General features: G+C 42.7%; 17 protein-coding genes and 1 pseudogene. 6 read left to right on the forward strand and 12 right to left on the reverse strand.

The genetic code is table 11. The features are described 5' to 3' along the window. Positions 1 to 90: 90 nt before the first annotated feature. The 4 genes and pseudogenes from uxaC to dctP all read right to left on the reverse strand — a co-directional run bounded on the left by uxaC (position 91) and on the right by dctP (position 4,312). Positions 91 to 1,497 (reverse strand): glucuronate isomerase, encoded by a 1,407-nt coding sequence (uxaC, locus tag ACQRCC_RS01850; protein ID WP_427849115.1) that lies wholly within the window; start codon positions 1,495 to 1,497, stop codon positions 91 to 93. 91 nt (positions 1,498 to 1,588) lie between these two features. After that, positions 1,589 to 2,899: a TRAP transporter large permease gene (locus ACQRCC_RS01855; protein ID WP_427849116.1), complete on the reverse strand. Its 1,311-nt coding sequence runs from the start codon at positions 2,897 to 2,899 to the stop codon at positions 1,589 to 1,591. A 3-nt stretch (positions 2,900 to 2,902) separates the two neighbouring features. Further along, complete coding sequence (locus tag ACQRCC_RS01860) at positions 2,903 to 3,403, reverse strand: TRAP transporter small permease (RefSeq protein ID WP_427849117.1); 501 nt, start codon at positions 3,401 to 3,403, stop codon at positions 2,903 to 2,905. Further along, positions 3,403 to 4,312: pseudogene (gene dctP / locus ACQRCC_RS01865) on the reverse strand (TRAP transporter substrate-binding protein DctP). Before dctP ends, ACQRCC_RS01860 begins: the two are co-directional and overlap by 1 nt. 264 nt (positions 4,313 to 4,576) lie before the next feature. Between dctP and ACQRCC_RS01870 the strand changes: the two are divergent. The 5 genes from ACQRCC_RS01870 to ACQRCC_RS01890 all read left to right on the forward strand — a co-directional run bounded on the left by ACQRCC_RS01870 (position 4,577) and on the right by ACQRCC_RS01890 (position 11,538). Beyond that, positions 4,577 to 6,058 (forward strand): UxaA family hydrolase, encoded by a 1,482-nt coding sequence (locus ACQRCC_RS01870; RefSeq protein ID WP_427849118.1) that lies wholly within the window; start codon positions 4,577 to 4,579, stop codon positions 6,056 to 6,058. Positions 6,059 to 6,100: 42 nt separating this feature from the next. Next, complete coding sequence (locus ACQRCC_RS01875) at positions 6,101 to 7,594, forward strand: tagaturonate reductase (RefSeq protein ID WP_427849119.1); 1,494 nt, start codon at positions 6,101 to 6,103, stop codon at positions 7,592 to 7,594. Between the two features lie 15 nt (positions 7,595 to 7,609). After that, complete coding sequence (locus ACQRCC_RS01880) at positions 7,610 to 8,251, forward strand: bifunctional 4-hydroxy-2-oxoglutarate aldolase/2-dehydro-3-deoxy-phosphogluconate aldolase (RefSeq protein ID WP_427849120.1); 642 nt, start codon at positions 7,610 to 7,612, stop codon at positions 8,249 to 8,251. 2 nt (positions 8,252 to 8,253) lie between these two features. Next, positions 8,254 to 9,282, forward strand: a complete 1,029-nt coding sequence (locus ACQRCC_RS01885; protein ID WP_427849121.1) for a PfkB family carbohydrate kinase — start codon at positions 8,254 to 8,256, stop codon at positions 9,280 to 9,282. Positions 9,283 to 9,438: 156 nt separating this feature from the next. Further along, positions 9,439 to 11,538, forward strand: a complete 2,100-nt coding sequence (locus ACQRCC_RS01890; RefSeq protein WP_427849122.1) for a molybdopterin-containing oxidoreductase family protein — start codon at positions 9,439 to 9,441, stop codon at positions 11,536 to 11,538. Positions 11,539 to 11,637: 99 nt separating this feature from the next. Here ACQRCC_RS01890 and ACQRCC_RS01895 read toward each other — a convergent pair whose 3' ends face one another. The 7 genes from ACQRCC_RS01895 to ACQRCC_RS01925 all read right to left on the reverse strand — a co-directional run bounded on the left by ACQRCC_RS01895 (position 11,638) and on the right by ACQRCC_RS01925 (position 19,700). Beyond that, positions 11,638 to 12,369 carry an SWIM zinc finger family protein gene (locus ACQRCC_RS01895; RefSeq protein WP_427849123.1) on the reverse strand — a complete coding sequence of 244 codons (732 nt, stop codon included), beginning with the start codon at positions 12,367 to 12,369 and terminating at the stop codon, positions 11,638 to 11,640. Between the two features lie 8 nt (positions 12,370 to 12,377). Further along, positions 12,378 to 14,990: a DEAD/DEAH box helicase gene (locus ACQRCC_RS01900; protein WP_427849124.1), complete on the reverse strand. Its 2,613-nt coding sequence runs from the start codon at positions 14,988 to 14,990 to the stop codon at positions 12,378 to 12,380. A 22-nt stretch (positions 14,991 to 15,012) separates the two neighbouring features. Next, a complete protein-coding gene (locus tag ACQRCC_RS01905; protein WP_427849125.1) occupies positions 15,013 to 15,801 on the reverse strand; it encodes a retron system putative HNH endonuclease in 789 nt (262 codons plus the stop codon). A 1-nt stretch (position 15,802) separates the two neighbouring features. Beyond that, complete coding sequence (locus ACQRCC_RS01910) at positions 15,803 to 17,074, reverse strand: AAA family ATPase (RefSeq protein ID WP_427849126.1); 1,272 nt, start codon at positions 17,072 to 17,074, stop codon at positions 15,803 to 15,805. A gap of 375 nt (positions 17,075 to 17,449) precedes the next feature. Continuing rightward, a complete protein-coding gene (locus ACQRCC_RS01915; protein WP_427849127.1) occupies positions 17,450 to 17,911 on the reverse strand; it encodes an alkylmercury lyase family protein in 462 nt (153 codons plus the stop codon). Between the two features lie 162 nt (positions 17,912 to 18,073). After that, a complete protein-coding gene (locus ACQRCC_RS01920) occupies positions 18,074 to 18,922 on the reverse strand; it encodes an alpha/beta hydrolase (RefSeq protein ID WP_427849128.1) in 849 nt (282 codons plus the stop codon). Between the two features lie 40 nt (positions 18,923 to 18,962). Continuing rightward, entirely contained in the window at positions 18,963 to 19,700 is a 738-nt protein-coding gene (locus ACQRCC_RS01925; protein WP_427849129.1) for a C39 family peptidase, read from the reverse strand. Between the two features lie 148 nt (positions 19,701 to 19,848). Here ACQRCC_RS01925 and ACQRCC_RS01930 point away from each other — a divergent pair, with 148 nt between their 5' ends. Then, positions 19,849 to 20,469 carry a pseudouridine synthase gene (locus ACQRCC_RS01930; RefSeq protein ID WP_427849130.1) on the forward strand — a complete coding sequence of 207 codons (621 nt, stop codon included), beginning with the start codon at positions 19,849 to 19,851 and terminating at the stop codon, positions 20,467 to 20,469. On the opposite strand, the gene ACQRCC_RS01935 is transcribed toward ACQRCC_RS01930, so the two are convergent. Beyond that, positions 20,419 to 22,593, reverse strand: a complete 2,175-nt coding sequence (locus ACQRCC_RS01935; protein WP_427849131.1) for a bifunctional metallophosphatase/5'-nucleotidase — start codon at positions 22,591 to 22,593, stop codon at positions 20,419 to 20,421. The genes ACQRCC_RS01930 and ACQRCC_RS01935 overlap by 51 nt on opposite strands. Positions 22,594 to 22,599: the final 6 nt, after the last annotated feature.

Below are 22,599 nucleotides of genomic sequence, written 5' to 3' on the forward strand. Positions count from 1 at the left end.
TATCCTCTCTTCCTGATTCTGAGAAAATACACACGTCGAAAAATATTTTCTCAAAATCATTCTTATGAAAATACTATAGCACCAATAATTTTACAGGTCAAATCCAAAGTATTTCACAGCATTGTTGTAGGAAATTCCACACACGATTTTCTCTAATACTTTGTAATCTTCCGGATATTCTCCATTTTCTACCCAGCCGCCAATCAGTTCGCACATAATTCTGCGGAAATATTCGTGCCTGGTGTAGGACAGAAAGCTTCTGGAATCTGTCAGCATACCGATGAAGTTTCCAAGAAGTCCCAGGTTCGCAAGTGATGTCATCTGCGCTGTCATTCCCTGCTTGTGGTCATTGAACCACCATGCACTTCCCTGCTGAATTTTTCCTGCCGCCTCTGTTCCCTGGAAGCATCCAATCATCGTTCCGATTGCTTCATTATCATTTGGATTCAGAGAATACAGAATTGTTTTCGGGAGCTCATCCGTTGCAATCAGTGAATTCAAAAAGTCTGCCGTCTGAGCACTCGGTGCATAGTTATTAATACAGTCATATCCTGTATCCGGTCCCAGGCGGTCATACATCAGTTTATTGTTATCTCTCTTACATCCGTAATGGATCTGCATTACCCAGTTTTTCTCATGATACGCCTTTCCCACAAACTGCATGAAAGCCGTCTTAAACATCATTTCTTCTTCCCTGGAAATACTTTCTCCGCTCAGACCTTTACTAAAAATCTCTTCTACCTTTTCCTCAGATGCCGGTACATACATAACATACTCCAGCGCATGGTCAGATACACTGCATCCCATAGATGCGAAGAAATCCATTCTCTTAAGAAGTGCTTCCTTAAGAGCAGCAAAGCTCTTTACTTCTATACCACTGACTTCAGATAACGTTCTGATATAATCGGAATATTCCGGTTTTTCCACATTCATCGCCTTATCCGGTCTCCATGCAGGCAGCACCTGCACATCAAAGGAATCGTCTTCCGCAATCATTTTATGCCATTTCAGATCGTCCACCGGATCATCCGTTGTACAGATTAATTTCACATTGGATCTGCGGATAATATTTCTGACCGTCATATCATCCTGCTGAAGTTTCTCATTACAGAGATTCCACACTTCTTCCGCTGTATCCCCACAGAGATGACCCGTATATCCAAAATATCTCTGCAACTCCAGGTGGCTCCAGTGATACAGTGGATTGCCGATTGCCATCTCCAGTGTCTCTGCCCATTTCTGGAATTTTTCGCGGTCACTTGCTCCTCCTGTAATATAATACTCATCTACTCCGTTAGAGCGCATCTGACGCCATTTATAATGATCTCCGCCAAGCCACACCTGAGTAATATTTTCAAATTTTCTGTCCTCCGCGATCTCCTGCGGATTGATATGACAGTGATAATCCAGAATCGGCATCTGCTCTGCATAATCATGATATAACTTCTTTGCTGTCTCTGTTGACAACAAAAAATCTTTGTCCATAAAAGCCTTCATTTTCTGTTCTCCTTTATATTAGATTTTTAATTCAAGACCCGCCACTGATACATAATTGCTGCTCACAGCCTACAGAGGCGGGAGCCATCCCTCAACTGATATATCCCATCATCTTCGGCAGCCATAAGCTGAGTGTCGGGATATAGGTTACAAGCATCAATACAACAAAAATTGCTGCAAAATAAATCAGTAATTGTTTGATTACCGTCTCAATCTTGACCTTTCCTACTTTAACACCAACGAACAGTGTCGTTCCAACCGGAGGTGTGATCGTTCCGATACACAGGTTAAAGATCATCATGATACCAAAATGAATGGTATTCATTCCAAGGGCAGTACATACCGGAAGGAAGATTGGCGTAAAGATCAGACAGGCCGGTGTCATATCCATGAAGGTACCAACAACCAGAAGTATGATATTGATCAGGAACAGAATCACATATTTATTGCTGCTGATTGCAAGCAGTGCATTGGATACCAGTGTAGGAATATTTGTAAATGCCATTACCCATGACATGATACTGGACACACCAATCAGGAAAATAATGATTCCTGTCATCTCGGCACTCTCCCTTAAAATCTGAGGAATTTCTTTTATGGTAATGGACTTGTAAACAAAAAGTGACAGGCATAAGCTATAAACTACAGCTACTACAGAACCTTCTGTTGCCGTAAATACACCGAATACAATACCGCCGATAACAATCAAGATCAGTAATAAACATGGCAATGCCTGAAGAATGATCTTTCCGGCCTCTTTTGCCGTGAATTTTACTTTTGCACGATACCCGTTCTTTTTCGCAATAAAATATACAACCAGCATACAGGCAAGTCCCCAGAGTGCTCCCGGAATATATCCTGCCATGAAAAGCGCTGCTACCGATGTTCCTCCGCTAACAAGTGAAAATGTAATCATAACATTAGAAGGTGGAATCAGAAGTCCGGTAGGTGCAGTCGCAATATTTACAGCAGCTGAGAAATTAGGATCATAGCCTTCGTCTTTCTCGATTGGTCCGATAATAGATCCCATAGCAGAAGCGGCAGCCGTACCGGAACCGGAAATGGAGCCAAACAACATATTTGCAAGTATATTGGTCTGTGCAAGCGCTCCCGGTGCACGACCTGTAATTAATTTTGCAAGATTAATTAATCTCACAGCGATACCACCTTTATTCATGATATTACCTGCCAGAATAAAAAACGGAATCGCAAGCAGACTGAATACGGAAATACCGGAAAAGATTCTCTGGCATCCTGTCAGTACAGCTACATCCATACTCATAATCGGAAGAATCGCACATACGGACGATACTCCTAAAGCAACCGCGATCGGCACACCGGCGATCAGCATAATCACCAGCATAATCAATATTATTAATCCTGATTGTAATGCAATACCCATTCCTTAGACCTCCTCTTTCGCTGAATTCACATTTTTGCTGCAAAGATCGATGATATTTAAGATTCCGTAGACTGCAATCAAAATACCACAGACCGGGACAACCGAATATACGACTCCCATCATAATTCCGAGAGATGCTGTCTTCTGTGTCATGGTAAGCTGCATAATGGTAAAACCGCCATAAATCAATACGATGACAGCAAATGCCACAACCAGAACTTCTATTCCAATCTCCAGAATTCTTCTCTTTGAATCAGGAAGTTTATCAACAAGAAATGTCATTCTCATGTGATCTCGTTTTCCAAATACTAATGCAGATGCGAACATTGCCATCCATGCAAATGTATAGGTTAATAATTCTTCAGATATGGTACTGGGATTATTAAATACAAAACGGGTTACAATCTGATAGGTTCCTACCACTACCATGACAGCAAAAAGGAATACGCAAATTCCTCCTACGAGTGTATCCATCCCTTTTCTCACTTTTTGTAATACTTCCATTATTCCGCCTCCTCGTACATTGCATTGTATTTCTGAATGTGATCATAGAGATCCTGTATATTCGGATTAGCATCCAGCATTTCCTGCTGAACATCTTTTACTTTCTCTTTGAACAAACTGATATCCGGTTCTATAAAAGTAACACCCATATCCTCCTGTGCCGTCTTTTTGGCTGCCTAGACTTTTTCTTCCCATTCCTCCAGCTCAACTTCGGTAGAACGACGTGCTGCCTCTTCGAAAATTTCCCGTTCCTCATCACTGAGGCCATTTAAAAACTTATAATTTGCGATCATAACATCGGGAATCATCTGATGTCTGGAATAAGTAAAATATTTTGCAACCTCTCCGTGCTTGTTGTCCGTAAGTGCCAGCTCATTATTTTCCGCACCGTCAATGACTCCCTGCTGAATTGCCGTATAGACTTCTCCAAAACTCATAGGTGAAGCGGCTGCTCCAAATGCCTGCGCCATTTTTACGCTTGCCGGACTCTGCTGCACACGAATCTTAAGTCCTTTTAAATCATCCGGTGTGTCAATTTCCGTCTTTGCATAGAAATTTCTCGTTCCTACGTTGTACCAGGTAACTACCTGCAGACCGGTCTCTTCTGTTGACGCATAGACCTTGTCCATATAGTCCGTATCATTCATCGCTGCAAAATATGCTTCTTCCGAAGTAAATAAATAAGGCATACTGAACACTTCATATACATCAGCAAAAATCTCCAGATTCGATATAATCCCTGAACGCTACTGCCCCGGAATATTCCGGATGGCTTTCTGCCTGTGACAGTGCGACCCTGATAATCCGTTTTTTCGTTGTTTCTCCTGTATCCCCACTGCAGCCTGTCGCCAGCATTCCTGCCATGCAGATACATAGTGTACTGCTTATAATTTTCTTAAAGTTAATCATGTCTTCCCCTTTCAGATTCCATTCACTTTATCGTATCCGTGTTTCTGTGTAAGCCCTTACATTATATTTCAAGTATATGCCTGATTTTCAGCGAAGTCAATCAATATCCTATTCGCCCTTTTACCAATTTTTCGCTTGCTTTTTTGTGTAATTTAACCAATTATTCTGTTTCTTTGCTTTTTCTATTGACGAATTTCCAAGTTGGATGTAATTTTAATGTAAGCTCTTACATGCACTATTTTTGAGAAGGAGGAAACTGATTCAGTGAAAAAATTTATAAGAATCAATCCATCAGACAATGTAGCAGTTGCTCTTCAGCCGCTTCCGGAAGGAACTGCCATCGGACTTGATGATTTAACCATTATATTAAAAGAAGATATCCCGCAGGGACATAAATTCGCATTAAAGGATTTAGAAGTCGGTAATTCCATAATAAAATATGGTAATCCGATTGGTCACGCAACTACGAACATCCCTACCGGTTCATGGGTCCACACTCACAACCTGAAAACAGGTTTAGGAGAACTTCTTACTTATACTTATAACAAGAATGTTTCCCGGCTTCCCGAAAGTGAGCCAAAGTATTTTCAGGGATATCGAAGAAAAGATGGACGTGCAGGTGTCAGAAATGAAATCTGGATTATTCCCACGGTAGGATGTGTGAATAATGTAGCAACTGCTATCGAAAAAGCTTCTCAGAAATATCTCTTACCGAATATAGAAAGCATCGCTGCATTCCCGCATCCTTATGGATGTTCACAGATGGGAGATGATCAGGATAATACACGGAAGATTCTTGCGGACCTGGTAAATCATCCTAACGCAGGTGGTGTATTAGTCCTTGGTCTTGGCTGTGAGAACAGTAATATTGATGAATTAAAAAAATACATCGGTGACTATGACAAAGACCGTGTACGTTTTCTGGTAGCCCAGGAAAGTGATGACGAAATCGCAGACGGCGTCCGGATCGTCGGCGAACTTGCAGCATATGCTTCTCAGTTTACCCGGGAACCGATTCCCGCCTCCGAACTTGTCATCGGTATGAAATGCGGTGGTTCCGATGGACTCTCTGGTATTACAGCCAATCCAACCGTCGGTGCATTTTCAGACAAACTGATTGCCATGGGCGGATCTACGATCCTGACCGAGGTTCCTGAAATGTTTGGTGCAGAAGTTTCCCTGATGAACCGCTGTGAGACAAAAGAACTTTTCGACCAGACCGTTGATTTAATCAATGATTTTAAGAATTACTTTAAAAGCCATAATCAGACCATTTACGAGAATCCATCTCCGGGAAACAAAAAGGGCGGGATCTCAAGTCTTGAGGACAAATCTCTCGGCTGCACCCAGAAATCAGGAAGTGCTCCTGTAGAAGGCGTTCTGTCCTATGGTGAACCGATCAGCGTCAAGGGTCTGAATCTGTTAAGTGCCCCGGGCAATGACCTCGTTGCTTCTACTGCTCTTGCTGCTTCCGGCGCACATATTGTACTCTTTACCACCGGTCGCGGGACCCCGTTTGCCTGCCCGGTACCAACCGTAAAGATTGCAACCAACAATCAACTGGCAAACAAAAAACAAAACTGGATCGACTTTAACTGTGGAGTCATGGTAGATGATACTCCGCTGGATGAGCTTTCAGACAATCTTCTGGACTTTGTCCTGGACATTGCCTCCGGCAGAAAATCAAAATCAGAAGAGGCCGGATTCCACGATATGGCAATCTTTAAGCAGGGTGTTACATTATAACGGATCCGATTTTCGAATCTTGAAACAGAAAGGAAATAGAACATGAAAAAGTTATCTTACAAAACTTTAGAAGAACAAAACTATGACGGCTATCTTTTAAAAGAGGCGCCGGAGCGTGTCCTTCAGTTTGGAGAAGGAAATTTCTTACGTGCATTTGTTGATTATTTTATCGATGTTATGAATGAAAAGGCTGGATTCAACTCCAAAGTTGTTCTCTGTCAGCCGATTTCTTCCGGCAGTGTAATTAAAAATTTTATTAACGAACAGGAAGGACTTTATACCTTATTCTTAAGAGGATTCCAGGATGGAAAGGAAGTCAACAAAAAACGTGTCATCTCCTGCGTGAGTCGCTGCCTGAATCCGTATGAAGATTATGAAACCCTTCTTGCATGTGCCGACAATCCGGAGCTCCGCTTTATCGCATGTAACACAACAGAGGCCGGCATTGCTTATGATGAGTCCTGCCTGTTTACAGATGCTCCTGCAGGCAGCTATCCCGGAAAGCTGACCCAGTTCCTGTATCGCCGTTTCCAGAAATTTGGAAGTGAAGCAGGAAAAGGATTTATCATTCTTGCCTGTGAACTGATTGACGACAACGGAAAAGAACTGGAAAAATGTGTATTAAAATATGCGAAGCAGTGGAATCTCGGGGAAGACTTCACTGCGTGGATTCAGAAAGAAAATATCTTCTGTTCCACTCTGGTTGACCGGATTGTAACCGGTTATCCTCGAAATGAAGCAAAGGAAATCTGTGAAAACCTGGGATATGAAGATAATCTCATTGACACCGGAGAAATCTTTGGCTTCTGGGTTATCGAAGGACCAGAATCAATTAAAGATGAATTTCCGGTAGATAAAGCAGGTCTTCCGATCCTGATCACGGACAATCACAAACCTTATAAGCAGAGAAAAGTGCGAATCTTAAACGGTGCCCACACTTCCTTTGTACTTGGAGCTTATCTTGCAGGACAGGACATTGTAAGAGATTGCATGCATGATGATGTTATCTGCGGATTCATGAATAAGACCATCTATGATGAGATTATCCCGACTCTGGATCTGCCGGAAGAAGAATTGAAGGATTTCGCAGCTTCTGTAACCGAACGTTTCAAGAATCCGTTCATCGATCACGCATTACTGGCAATTTCTCTGAATTCCACTTCTAAGTGGAAAGCCCGCGTTATGCCGTCACTGAAAGGTTACATGGAGCGTAAAGGAACACTTCCTGCATGCATCACTGCTTCCTTTGCTTTTTACATTGCCTTCTTCAATGGACATACACTGACAGAGGAAGGACTCACTGCAGACAGAGCCGGCAATTCTTACACAGTAAAGGATGATAAGGCTGTTCTTGAGTTCTATGCAGCTCATAAAGACGATTCCGTCGAAGATCTGGTGCATGCTGTATGTACAAATATTGATTTCTGGGGCGAGGATCTGACAAAGCTTGAAGGGTTTGAATCTGCCGTCTGTGATTATCTGACACAGATTCGCGCAAACGGCACTTATGAAGTAATGAAATCACTGCTGAAATAAGAAGGAGATGTTGTTATGAACACTACATTAGAAAAATTACATCAATTTGGAATTGTACCGGTTGTTGTTCTTGATGATGCCAAAGACGCTGCACCTCTTGCAAAAGCGCTTTGCAGTGGCGGGCTTGCCTGCGCGGAAGTTACCTTCCGTACAGAGGCAGCAGAGGAATCCATTCGAATCATGGCACAGGAATTTCCGGAAATGATCGTCGGCGCCGGCACGGTTCTTACGATCGAACAGGTTGACCGCGCAGTAAATGCAGGTGCAAAATTTATCGTCACTCCGGGATTTGATCCGGAAATCGTAGCCTATTGCCAGGAAAAAGAAATACCCATCACCCCCGGTGTTGTTACTCCCAGCGAAATGGCACAGGCAGTTAAGTTCGGCCTGGACATTGTAAAATTCTTCCCGGCAGAACCTTCCGGCGGACTTTCTATGATCAAAGCAGTTGCCGCTCCATATACCATGCTTCGTTTCATGCCTACCGGCGGACTGAATCCCCAAAACGTAGGCAGCTACCTGCAATATGACCGGATATTCGCCTGCGGTGGAAGCTGGATGGTAAAATCATCCCTGATTGATGCCGGTGACTTTGAACAGATCACCGCATTGACAAAAGAAGCTGTAGAACTGGTTCAAAAATATAGGGAGGTATAAACATGGCTAAAGTAATCACTTTAGGTGAAATCATGATGCGCCTCTCCCCTCCGGGATACGAAAGATTTGTTCAGGCACAGTCTTTTGATATTAATTATGGAGGAGCAGAGGCAAACGTTGCTGTTTCTCTGGCTCAGCTCGGCCATGACACTGTATTTGTTTCCAAAATACCGGCCACCCCTATTGGCAATGCTGCCGTTTCCACACTTCAGAAATTCGGCGTTGACACTCGCCATATCGCACGGGGCGGCAGTCGCCTTGGCATTTATTTTTTGGAAAACGGTGCTTCTGTAAGACCATCTTCCGTGGTCTATGACAGAGCGGATTCTGCTATCACCAAAGCAACACCCGATGAATTTGATTTTGATGCAATCTTCAGGGATGCCACCCTCTTCCATGTGTCCGGAATCACACCAGTTCTGAGCAATGATACTGCCGCTCTCACTCTTGCAGCTTTAAAAAAAGCGAAGGAACATGGTGTCACTGTTTCCTTTGATTTAAATTATCGCGCAAAGCTGTGGACAGATGGAATAGCAGAAAAGCAGCAGATGCTACACGAAATGATGCAGTATGTGGATATTTGTTTTGGCAACGCAAGAGATGCTGCCAAATGCCTCGGCTATACGGACGGAAATCTGGATCTGATAAATGGTGACTATGCTGTCTGCGTAGACGAAGAACATATGACCCAGGTATTAGACACCTATCACCTCAAATATTTGATTACTACACTCCGCAAAAACAACAGTGCCTCCGACAACGGATGGTCAGGCGCAATCTGCAGTAAAAACGGACTCTATCAGGGTAAAGTTTATGATCTACACATCGTCGACCGTGTCGGCGGCGGTGATGCTTTTGCTTCCGGAGTACTGCACGGAATTCTCTCCGGAATGGGGGCAGAAAAATCCCTGGAATTCGGACTTGCCGCTGCTGCGATCAAGCATACAATCCCCGGAGATCTGAACTTTTTGGAAGAAACCGAAGTTCTGTCTCTGATGGAAAGCGATGGAAACGGACGGGTACAGCGCTAATTAAGCTAATCGATATATTTTTTTCTCCTAAAAAAGGAAAGGGGGCAAATGCCCTCTTTCCAGAATTTGCAATTTCTATACTCTAATGTTATACTTTTCCCGTAGAAAACTTACAAAAATATTTATGATCATAATTGCTGTAAAGGAGACATATCTATGATTATAAACAGAATCTGTGGTATGTGCCAGGGCGGATGCCAGGTAAATGTCACAGTAGAAGACGGAAAAATCACACGTGTTGAACCCGATATGACATCTCCAAAGGGACGTTTATGCGTAAGGGGTGCCTTAACTCCGGAAATACTATACGGCCCGGAAAGATTAACATATCCTATGATCCGTGATGGCGAAAGAGGCGAAGGAAAATTCCGCCGTGCCACATGGGATGAAGCTCTTACACATGCCGCTAACCTGATAAAAGAAACTTCTGAGAAGTATGGTGCACGTTCCATTGCATCTTACCTCGGACGTGGTGTTCTCGGAACACCTGTCGGGCGTATCCTTAACGGAATTCCTGATTCTCCATGCTTAGTAAAACGCCTTGGTTCTCCAAACGATTTCAGCGTTTCATCTATCTGTAACATGGCTTCCAGCATGGTAACACCAATTACAACATTCGGATTTAGTACTCGCATGATGGTACAGGATATTCCAAACAGCGATTACATTTTCGTATGGGGTAAAAACCCTACATCAGACGATGGTCCTCAGATGGCACTAAAAAATATTAAAGCTGCCAAAGAAAGAGGTGCCAAACTTATTGTTATTGATCCCCGTAAGAACGGAATCGGTGAAATGGCTGACCTCTGGATTCCGATAATTCCGGGTTCTGACGGCGCTCTTGCTCTTGCAATGCTGAAGCTCATCATTGACAGCGAACGCTATGACAAAGATTTTGTTGCAAATTATACACAGGGATTTCATGAATTCAAGACCTATCTTGATGCTCTCACATTAGAACAGTTATCCGGATATTGTGGGGTTTCCCTCGAACTTATATGTGAGTTAACAGACATTTTCTGCTCAACAGAGAAGATTTCTCTGATTGCATACACAGGTCTTGAGTATCAGCTTAGTGGAATCCAGAATAACCGTGCAATCTTTGTACTCTGGGCAATCACCGGAAAACTCGACGTAGAAGGCGGTATCTACTTCAATGGCAAAGGACTCCCAACATTTAAGGAACGGCCACTCCCTACGGAAAACAAACCTATTGGCGTGGATGAATTTCCAATGTTCTATAAGTTCATGGGCGGCGGACAATTCTGTCGTTTTCCTAAAGCAGTATTGGAAGATGATCCTTACCCGATACGTGCATTAATTTCTGTTGGCGGTTCTCCGGTACTTACTTACCCGGAGAGTAACAAATGGCGCGAGGCATACAAAAAACTCAACTGTCTCATCGTTGTGGACCGTTATCCTACAGAAGAATGCCGATTTGCCGATGTAGTTTTCCCATCCGTAACATTGTTTGAAACATACAAACCCGTCATGAATACTGATGGAAAAGTCACATTAATCGAACCAATCATCAAACCAGTTGGCGAATGCAGGGACGATTCCCTTATCTTAGCCGGAATTGCAAAGAAACTTGGCGTTGGAGATGACTATCCGGAAACAGATGAAGAATTCAGAGAATGGTTATGCCAGATGCTCCCACCTTATGCCGGCGATTTTGGCACAGGCGGAAAACAACCACCGCGTGAATATAAGAAATATGAAACAGGTGCTCTTAGAGCTGATGGACAGCCGGGATTTCCGACTCCATCCGGAAAATTTGAAATCTGCTCTACACTTCTTTCTGAAAATGGATTTGCTCCTTACCCGGAATATGCAGACATTCATTCTATTCCGGAATTGAACAATCCAGAATTTCCATTCATAATGACAACCGGTGCAAGAAGCAAGCACAGAATGGGAGTATTTGGCGCCAATGTTCCGGGAGTGGCAAAGATCGAGCCATATCCATATGTGGATATTGATCCTGAGGATGCGAAGGAACTGGGAATCGCAGATGGCGACTGGACACAGGTAACCACTCCATTCGGAGCAGGAACATTTAAAGCCAGATTAAGCAAAATGGCCCGTCACTGTATTCACATCCCACATGGCGGCGGAAGTGCATACATGCCAACAGCATGGAAGATTGGAAATGTAAACGAACTTACAAGTCTGGATTTTAACGACCCAATTACAGGATTTGTAGCGATGAAATCTATTCCCTGCAAAATTGAAAAGTCAGATTTTGCAGAATAGTTTCTCAAAACCCCTGCATTCATTGTTTTTGCAATGTATGCAGGGGTTAGTGTCACATGCGGTGTCACTGCAAAGCATATTACGTGATTATATTTATCCTTACAAAACGCCAAATAACCCTTCCCAGCTTTCATCGGTAATGATCCGTTTACTCGGAGTATCTGCATTGGCGAGCATACTTTCCACACGATTTGCCAGTGTTACGTCTACAAAACGATCCACATCAATTCCCCGCAATTCGAAGAACAACAGAGGATTTTCATCGAACCGGGCTCCGATTCCATACAAGACTGCGGCAACATGCTTACACATTAATGCCCAGTCCGGGCAACTGCAGCTGAAGCTGATTTCCCTGGGTTCCGGGAAAAGCCCCTGCCTGCCAAGGAACATTTCTTTCATCTCTTCCGGGAAATCTCCCTTCATAAGGCGCTCCAGATTTTCTATTTTTCTGCCGCACTGTGCAATTACACACTGACATCGCTCTTCAGAGAGAGGACTGATTCTTATTTCTATTTTGTATGGTGTTTTTCTTCTTCCCTGAACACGTGCCAGGACTTTTCCTTTTTGAATTTTGAGATCCACAACCGCACCAGTACGCACATATCGTTTTCCACGCTCAAGCCGGCTCTCATAATCTGCATATCTCTCCAGATTCTCACACCAGGCTTGTCCCCACCAGCTTTTTACAATGCTTCGGCCCTGAATCACAACAGGATTCAGCACCTTGCCTTTTGACTTTTCTTTTTTCATTGTCTGTTTTGCATTCTTCTGCAGCTGTGCCGTCTTCGGCTGGCTGTAACTTTCATCAGTACTCCAATAACTTCTGCTCATAATATCTCCTAATTCAATGACAGAACAGACAACAGTTCCTCATTGCTCATTTCTGTAATCCAGCTCTCACCGCCACTTCCGACTACATTAGCAGCAAGCTCCTTTTTGGATTCTATCATTTCATCGATTTTTTCTTCAATTGTTCCTTTACATACCAGCTTGTGAACAACGACATTCTTTTTCTGACCAATGCGGTATGCCCGATCAGTTGCCTGATTCTCTACTGCCGGATTCCACCAGCGGTCAAAATGAATCACATGGCTTGCATTTGTCAGATTCAAACCGGTTCCTCCTGCTTTTACAGATAATATCATATATGGTATGTATTTTTCGCTCTGAAATGCTTCTACCATCTGATTTCTCCGTGCAACCGGTGTTCCACCATGCAGCACAAATCCATGACAATGGAAGATTTCGGCGAGAAATTCATCCAGATACGGAGTTATCTCCTTAAACTGGGTAAATACAAGAACACGCTCTCTTTTCTCATAAATGGTTTCGCACACTTCCCGGAGCATCTCAAATTTTCCGCTTTCTTTCGGGTCGTAGGCTGTTTCTCCAAGATACTGATCCGGATGATTACATATTTGTTTTAATTTGGTAAGTGAGGCAAGAACCACCCCTCTTCTTTCCATTCCGCTCAGCTCTGTCAGGCTGTCAGCAAGCTGTGCAACATATTTCCGATATAACACCGTTTGCTTCTTAGACAGTCCCACATAATCAACCTGCTCCAGTTTATCCGGCAGATCTGAAATAATCTCTTTATCCGTTTTTACGCGGCGCAGCATAAATGGTGCAATCATTGATTTAAGCTTCGCATAACCTTCGGGGTGCGTTTCAAGCCGTTTGCAAAATTCGTGAAACTCTGTCGAGCTACCCAGTAACCCTTTGTTTAGAAAATCAAATAATGACCAGAGATTGGTCAGATCATTCTCAATCGGTGTACCCGTCATGGCAATCCGCATCTTGCTTTTCAAAGCTTTGATACTCTTCGTCTGCTTGGTCAGCGGATTCTTGATTGCCTGTGCCTCATCAAGGATCAGACAATCCCACTGGATTTTTTCAAGCTCTTCAATCCTTGATGCCATTCCGTATGTCGTAATCGTAAGAAAGCTTCTGTCTTCCTGAACCAGCTTTCCAAGCAGCTTTGCCCCGCTTCCATGAAGTATCACATAGGACATGTCCGGAGCAAATTTTTCTGTTTCCTTCTGCCAGTTTCCAAGCAGGGATGCCGGTACGATCAACAAAACCCGTGCATTTTTCTCTGTCTTTCTGAGCTTCTCCAGAAATGCCAGTACCTGAACCGTTTTTCCAAGTCCCATATCATCTGCAAGACAAGCGCCAAAATTCAGTTTATTCATATAATTCAGCCATGTAAAACCGGCTTTCTGATAAGGGCGCAGTGTAGCCTGAAATGTTTTTGGAACAACCGCAGAACGAATTCTTTTCGGCGTTCGCAGATCCTGCAGTAATTTTGTCATCCACGTTCCATTTGTAACAACCGGTCCCACATCCGCACCCGTTCTATGCTGTTCATTTAACTCCATGCGCAGAGCTTCCATAAGTGTAAGATTTCCATGGTATTTCTCCATTTCATCTAACAGTTTCCGAAGCTTCGCATGATCCACCTCAATCCATTTTCCTTTTAAAAAGGCAAGCCCTTCCGTCTGATGAAGCAATTTCTCAATCTCTTTCGGAGTTAATGGCACACCGTCAATCACAAGCTGCGGTACCATCCCAAGAATCGTATCCAGCCCCATCATCGATGGCTTATCTTCACCCAGATTTACAGACAAAGAAACGCCATAAGCATTTTTCTTCCACCAATTAGGAATACGGCATATAATTCCCGCCTCTTCAATCTGCGGGACATCTTTCAATATCTGATAAGCTTCTTCCGATGTCAATCGGAGGGGATGAAACAATTCTCCTTTTTCCACAAACCCTCCAATTATCGGAGATACTTCAGACGCCCGATTCAGACATGCCAGAAGTTCTAACAGCTTGTCCCGTTTCGATTCGTATTCTGTCAAAGCATACCGAAGCGGCATATGTCGTACTTTCTTGTTCTCATCCCTCGTGGCATATGTTGCAAGAAACGCAAAAGGATAATCTCCTTCCCCACTTTCCACTAAATGAAAGAAGATTCGCTCCGGAACCCGCAGGCTCTGACTCTTTTCAGCCAGATAAAGAGCCACCGTCCCCTTATAAGCTGCTATTTCTTCTGCAAAGACTGATTGCAGCTTTTCAAATGCATTTTTCAGCCAGTTTTCTGTCACATATTCTGATCCAACTGTAAATGGTACCGAATTCAAAAGCCTCTCTATTGTTTCCTCATCCGGAATCACCTCAGTATTTTCTCTCAACAATTCCAGATCCGGCAGTCGAGTCAACTGATGCTGAAATCTGTCTGCCACCTGATACAGGAAGCCTCCTGCCGCATCCAGCCACCCAGGCTTCTCTTCAAAACCTATAGCATATACCGTTTTCCAGCGGTCATTCTCAAACCGCTCTCTCCAAGGCCTGATTTCATCAATATATTCTTCACCTTGCTCATCCGGTAAAAATCCTTTTTCCGTAAATCGAAAATGCAACTGCACCTGTTTTTCTTCCTGCTTCATCTGTTATTTTACCTCTGCTATCCTATGAGAAATGTTTCCTTAACTTTTTCTGTTTTCGTTTATACAGGTACAATCTTACTCCTATGTATTCATCTGCAATATTATTTTCTTCCAACTGCTTCTCAAGTTTTAAAATTTTATCCTGTAAAAACTCTGGTGTTAATTGATGTTTTTTATCCCATCGTTCAAACTGAGAATGAACACTGTCGCATATGCTTCTTCGACCTGCAATTAATTGAGTTGCTGTATCCCTTATTATTCTCCCATCCGAGTCCTTTTCGCCATTTAAGTGCAATACATTATCTATATCCTTTTGCATTTTTTCTACTAATTCAGGATCCAACCCCTCATCCTGCCTTACGAAAATTTCTCCACTTCTATAATATCCAATAGCTTCCATCTGTCTTTTATTCCATGGATTAATTGTCAGCTTTCGATCTTTACGTTCTGCATCACAGCATAAAACATGAGACTTATTATCGCCGTCTTTTTCTCCGCCATAACAAACACCAAGATAATTCTGATAATCTAAAGCAAGTTCTTTATTCTCCGATAATGCTTCATAATGCTCTATTTTCATTTTCTGACTCGAAGAAGTTATTCTTTTCATGCAGTATGCACATAGTCCATGCTGTTCTTCAAATAATGCACTTCGAATTTGATCTTTAGGCATCTGTTCAAATAAGTTTCTCAGTTGTTTTGTATTTTCCGGCAATTCTAATTCATCGTATCCGTTATCTGGTGTTCTTTTTATTTCTTCAACTTTTTTCTTTACCTCGTCAGGAGTCCTTCTCTTCCGAATGTATATCATCCTACTCCTCCGCTTCACTTTCATATTCCGACTTTAAAGCAATTACTTCTGGGTGCTCCTCTCCAAGAATACCTATAAGTTCTGTCAATATTTCTTTTGCCTCTCTATATTGATCTCTGTCCATTCGCTTTTCAAATTCTTCAATCAAATTTTCCACCTTTGCAGGACGCATATAATATCCTAGCATATCTTTCAAAATTTCATTTACGGAAAACGCATAGCTGTCACTTATATAATACAGCTTTTGATCACTGTCGATACTAATGATATGTGCATTTTTACATGAAGAAACAATAATTGGCGAATGTGTTGCAGCGATAAATTGGACATTTGGAAAAGTTTTAGTAAGTGCATCTACTATCCTCCATTGCCATTTTGGATGTAAATTGGAATCTATTTCATCTATCAGAACAATCCCTTCCACTTCTGCTATTCTTTCACCTGCATCTGGATTTAAAATTGACATGCGATAGGCAAGATCAATTACTAAATTCAAAATAGACTGATATCCTGCACTCAAATCTTCAATCTCTTTATACTCATCATTTTCTACATAAAGCAATTTTTCTACAATAGGATGAAAAAGCACTTCACTGGCTGTACCATCATTCATAATGTTCATAAATTTCGAAATGATTCTACCAAACATTTCGTAATTGTGTGGAATACGTTTTGTCTTAACACTATTCCATTCCATCTGCTTACACCAATCATAAATCATCTGCAAATTGGCGGTTCTATTCAAACAACCCAAGTATCCACATCGTCTGTCATGCAGTTGTTTTCTCTTCTTCTCATTTGCATCACTTCGTGCAGTAACCCAATGCCTTGAAGCACTTTGATAACTAATGAGTGGCAAAACTCTATTTTCCGTACTGTTTACAAGCTCTCGTGAAATCTTTAAAATGTCTTTTGGATTAATTGATGTCCTGCTTGCCCCGGTAGCATCTTTTTTTGCTCTAACCCATGTATAATTTTCCCCTCCATAAAGCAATGTACTTTCTATTTCTGTCGGTTTATTGCTGTACGACTTATTTGGGGTTCCATTACTGTCTTTCACAATCCGGTATCGAACATCATCTTTGTAAATATTGCGTGTGGAAACATCTTCCATCCCTGCCAGAAAGCCAGATATTGCGACGGATGCTGCCTCAAGTATCGTCGTTTTCCCAACACCATTATCGCCAAGTATAAGATTAAATCCTGCTTCAAAATCCAGACTCAAATCATCAAACATTTTAAAATTAGAAATCTGTAATTTTTTTAATATCATTATTCACTCTCCTCTATAATACTGCATCCTCTAAGTATTCCCATATATTAATATTTTAACACAGTGCAATATTTCCTACAATAAATTATTCCATCTGTCTTAGCTGCACTGTCAATGTGCAGTATCTGGCAACAATTGGTCGTGACGGAAAAGCCCGTATCAAACTGCCAACAACCCTATTTTTGACTAAAGAATTGCAGAAAGGAATTTCCTACTGTCATCAGTAAAAAAATCCGGCAGATACCTGCCGAAAAAAGATGCAGAACGCTCAACCGCTGCAGGTCTGACCTGCAGCGGAGAGCGTTCAAACGGTATTTTTCTCACTTTTAACAAAAAATACGAAATCACTGATAGATGTTCCTTAATTATGCACTGCTATTCATTATCACTGAATAACATACGTCCTACAGAAAATGCTTCTTCAAGATCCAGGCAGAAAGAACAATCCGGGCAAACTGAATGTTCTTTTGCATACTGATCGTAATCTTCCTGAGATTTGAAATAAAGCATGGAACAACAGCAGCAGCATGCCCAACTGTTGCTGGCTTTTAAATCAGAATGGAGAATACGCATAGCGTCTTTACATGGAAATGCGCTGACAATTTTCTTATCCTTGATTTCAATACGAATTGCCACACCACTGTTGCTGCAGGAAGAGTTGATAACAATGTCCTGATCAAATGTATAAGCACATCCCAAAGCGTCAATAGCACACATACAGTAAACAGTACGTCCGTCAGCCAAAGATACTAAATGACGGGATGGTTTTGCGGATACCGGATAGATTGAAGAAACACTTCCGTCCTCTTCAATTGCTAACGCGTTTTTATCTCTCAATACTTCTACAGCAGCTTTTTCAGCTTCATCAGCAGGAACAAATGGTTTGTGATTATCTACAATATAGTTGATAATTTTGTTGCGAAGAGCATTATCTTCTTCGGTTAATCTTGCAGCAATACTGTCAATAATAATGCGCTCTCTGTCATAATTTTAGCTAAATCATTTCAATGATTCTACGAATTCCCGTACCTTCTCCGTGTATTCCTCAATCCGCCTTCCCATCAACACAAAAACATGCCACTCCCCATCCACTTTCCAGACGGTTGGAGATATTTTCAGACATGACGCAATTTTGTCCGCATTATCCGGTGAGACAATCATATCCTTCATTCCGTGAATAACCAGCATAGGCTGTGTGGCATAACAAAGACTTTCTAAAGCATTGCTGTAATAGTCAACATTTTCCTTTGTCATACCGGTTCCGTGCCGAATCAAATAATTCCGGCTGGCAAACTTTCGCATATCAACATAACTGCTGTCCACAATCAATCCTTCCACATGCAGATCAGACAATGAAAACAATCTGTGAACCTCAACCGGTCCCGTTTCCATAAACCGGTCAATTCCGGAAAGGAAATTTACGACTGCACCTCCCAATGACAATCCATGCACAACAATATGCTTTGCATCATACTCTTTATTAAGCCTGCACAGCCAGTCATATACATCCATACTTTCCAGACATCCAAGTGCAAGGCGTCCCTCACTCTTCCCGAATCCCCTCATATCAGGCGCGAGAATATTATATCCCAGCTCATAATAGATATACCCGATTTTATTTGCCAGACTGAGACCAGTTAGTCGATTAGGGTGCAAAAGTACTGCCCATTTATCGGAATGAACCTTTTGTCTGTATATCCTTCCGCAAAGCCGTGCGGCATATTTTTCACCTGCAAATTCTACCGCAAGCTGCGCATCCATATATACTTCTTCCGGTTGTACAGGAAGCTCATTTTCTGATTTGCCATATAGTGTTTTCATGTCTTTGATAAAAGATTTCCTACTCAACTCGAATCACTGCCTCCGTTTTCTCGAATTTCCCTCAAGATTAATCTTCCTTCGGAAATGCCACAACAAAGGGTTGTTTATACGGGTTCTCTTTTCCCGCACATGGACCTTCTCTCCACATTCCAAAAAATCGTCCCAGCGGAAATATATAATATCCATCCTGATAATGATCGGTAATATCATAGGGATCGGCAAAAATCAATACATCATCATACGGCGTGTCCGTGCCACACGTATCGATTCCAATAATAATCTGCCAGTGGCCTGCCCAGTCTACCCAGTCCACCATGATCGGTATCCCCCGGTCAATATACTGGATCACAGACTGTTCAAAGCTTTTCAGACTGTCAAACCGAAGTTCGGTATCGGCATGATGCTCTACATTCCAGCCTATCAGATCAAAAAAATCTGCAATATTTTCCACCGTCGTTCCTTTTTCCGGCTGGCTCTCAATCAGTTTTCCCACCACTATCTCATGGTATTTCTTCTGGCCGAACCAGTTCAGAACCATCAGAGTACAGGCCGCGCCACAGGTATATTCTGTCGTCTGCTGATAGGTCTCAAAATGTGTCAGAATATGCAGAGTCTCGTCACTCTCCATATTATAATAGTCATTGAATACATAATACCTGGAATTAGGATGATCCGTCTTTCCGGCAAAAGAAGAGGCGCCATCCCTGTGCAATTGATCCTTATAGGTTTCCGGATATGCGATCGTATGAAGTTCCGGTAGAGTGGTCTGTTCCTTCTTACGCTCTTCATCTTTATTATGACTCATCGCTTTACGCTGCCTCCTTTTAATACATTTCTTTCAGAATACTTGTAATAAAAAATATTATAAAGAAAATCTATTGTAAACACAATCCCTTTACTTTTTTCCGAAGGCATTTTATATTAAGAACAAAAAATAATCAAAGGAGTTTTTCATGTATCATTACTATATGTTCAATAAACCCTTCGGCTGTGTCACTGCAAGGCGGGATGACCGTTATCCAACTGTTATGGACTATTTCCAGGAACTTCATAACGATTCTCTTTCCCCTGTGGGGCGACTGGACAGAGAAACAGAAGGTCTTCTCTTTATTACCGATGACGGCGTATGGAATCAGGAAATGACACACCCCGGATATCAGAAGAAAAAAACTTATGAATTCACAGCTCTTGGCTGTCTTACAGAAAATAAAATACGAGAGCTGGAGGAAGGGGTTCTCCTAAAAGGTTCACCCGTTCCTACAGCCCCCGCAAAGGTTACTGTTACTCATACCACCCGACTTGGTGATATTTTGTCTTCACTGCATCCTGAAATTCAGGAAAAAACAAAACATAACCGTATGGATCATCCTGTCGTCAAAGGCAGGATCACCATTACAGAAGGACGGAAACGGCAGATACGACGGATGATGAAAACCGTCGGATGCTGCGTGATCGAACTGAAACGCATTTCCATTGATTCCTTCCAACTGGATCCCGACCTTAAACCCGGTCAGTGGAAAGAGTTATCCCCTCTTTCTCTTTCTATAAAGAGTACTGCCCCCAATGCCCGTTGACGCGAAGAGCAGAACCATCCAAAGCATTGTTCTGCTACTGTCTCCCGTCTTAACGGTGGCAGTCTTCACAGGAGTATTTCCTGATGCATTGCCGCCGGAAGGCTTCTGCGGATCAGGCTTTTGTGGATCATCCGGCTTCTCCGGCTCTTCCGGTTCCTTTCCTGTCCATATCAGTTCTGGATAACTGAATACATTCTCAACCTCTGTGATTCCTATTCCAATATAGTTATTCACATAGACTTCTCTCTGATCTTTATCAAGACGGATTCCGTGTCCTCCGGGTTCCAGCCCTTCTATAGCAAGGAATCCCTCCCCGTCGGTCTCACCTTCAAATGCTCCCTCTCCATCCACATAATAAGAAATCTTCGTTCCGGCAAGAGGATTCCCCTCCGGATTCTTAATCCGTATCCGGGCAGTATAAGGCTCAGCCTCATATCCTTCTGTCCTCGGTATTGCACCGTAATGAATAGATGCCTGTCCAGGCTCCAGCAATCCTCCTGTCGCATTTTCTGTCAGATATGCCTCCAGTGCCTCAGCTTCCCCAATTCCTTCTGCAACAATCGGAAGCGATGCAAAAATTTGGTAATCATTTCCTCCTGAAGCTATGAAACTGTTAGTTGCCAGCAGATATTTCCTCTCGGTGTCGTCCCGTGAAAGTTCGATATCTTCCTCATTTCCCGGTATCCACAGTCGTATAATCTTCTCTCCTTCCGGTTTTGCCGGATCATATGTAAAACAAAATCCTGCTGTCTGTAAAAAGCCCCCATCATCGTTACAGGACACCATACCGGTAGCAGTATCCTGTGCAGAATGTGATCTTACAGAAAACTCCAGAATCTCAAAGAGCTGCTGCGGTGTTACCGCCTTTACCATCATCGTATTAGAAAAAGGAAATACCGTCAGTACATGTTTTTTTGTGACATAGCCGTTTGGTATCTGATCCCGAACGCCACCGCCATTTACTACTGCGAGAATGTCCTCCTGATATTCTGCACGTTCTTCCTCTGACAACATACTAACCGCTCTCTCTGCCTGAACACGGAATGCCTCCGCCGCCAGCTCTCCCAGATTGCACTGCGCCCTGCGGCTTATAGCTGCATTTTCAACCCAGCCTCCCCACAATGCTGTACCTGTTTCACAGATAGTCTGAGCCAGTTCCTGTTCCTGTTCTTTCAGTATCTGCGAGAGAAGCGCCTGAATCTCCGCATCCGAAGCATAGCTTTCATCCGGCTGAAGAAGCTCTTCCGTAACAGTTACTTCATCTTCTTCCCCATCCGTAAACTGAAGCGTAAGTTTTCCGACACTTCTCATGTTATAACCGGTCTGAACAATCTGCACATCATTAACTTCGTCATTTTCTATCGTATGGCTGTGTCCGTCAATAATTGCATCCACTTTACCCTGATACTCGCCGGTCATTGCCTGAGCCAGATCCTCACTGGTACAGCTGGTTCCTCCTTCATTGCCCAGATGTCCCAACGCTATAATCGCATCCACATCCTGCTCTTCCAGAATATCAATCTGCTCTTTTGCTGTCTCTACTTCATCAGTAAAATCTATCTGTCCGACAACCTCCGGATTGGCCTTGGTAGATGTATCCTTAGTAATCAGTCCGAAAACACCGATTTTTCGTCCACCCGTCTCTAAAATAGTATATGCACCATTCTGCTGGTCTGTCTGTCCGACGGGAGCCCCGTTATATAATGCATTTGCTCCCAGAATTGGAAACTCCGCAAGCCCGATATTCTCCTGGAGTATCTGCATGTCATAGTCAAACTCATGATTTCCCAGGCACATGGCATCATATCCTGCCATATTCATCAGTCGGATAACATCCTTGCCTTTTGTAATAGACGCAAGCGGTACACCCTGAGTGGCATCACCGGCATCTACCAGAAATGCATGTTCCGTATTTTCCTTCAATGCCGCTGTCTGCGCTATCGAAAACTTCCCACTTCCTTCTTCCAGGGCTCCATGCATATCATTTGTATGATAAATTACAACCTGGTCTGTTAAATCATTTGCCTCTGACACCGGTTCTGTACCTTCCGCCAGACAGCTGATTGCCGGAATCACTGACAATATCACTGACAATAACAATGCTGTTAATCTTTTCTTTTTCAATATTAT

Origin of the sequence: Sporofaciens sp. SGI.106, from assembly GCF_050314255.1 — a bacterium.
GTDB lineage: Bacteria > Bacillota > Clostridia > Lachnospirales > Lachnospiraceae > Claveliimonas.